General features: G+C 47.8%; 1 pseudogene. It reads right to left on the minus strand.

The features are described 5' to 3' along the window. A pseudogene (locus KH400_RS21910) lies at nucleotides 1-391 on the minus strand (ribonucleoside-triphosphate reductase, adenosylcobalamin-dependent); the annotation flags it as partial.

A 391-nucleotide genomic window follows, 5' to 3' on the forward strand; every position in this document is an offset into this window, starting at 1 on the left:
TTCATCAATTGGTCGAACAAGAAGGCAAATGGCATTGATGCCATGATTTCTTGCTTGTCTGCATATGGTGGCACAATGTGGCTCTCACCATATGCTTGTGGACGCATGGCCACAAACCAGCAATTGTTCAACGCATCACCGTGCGCCTCTTGATAAGGCGTCCCTGAAATCCACAAGTTACGACCAGATGGCGTTGCAGACAATGAGTAAATCGCACGGAACAATTCCTCGGCTTCGATTTGTAGCGCATCAATATCAGCAACTGACGCTGTACCTTCTTGCAAACGTGGATCCAAGTTGATGTTTCCTTCGATTACACGCTTAACCGTCTCATGCCATTCTTCTGTACGTCCCGCTGCATCATTCCATCGTGCATACGTACGCTTGTAGG

Origin of the sequence: Desertibacillus haloalkaliphilus (assembly GCF_019039105.1) — a bacterium.
Classification (GTDB): domain Bacteria; phylum Bacillota; class Bacilli; order Bacillales; family KJ1-10-99; genus Desertibacillus; species Desertibacillus haloalkaliphilus.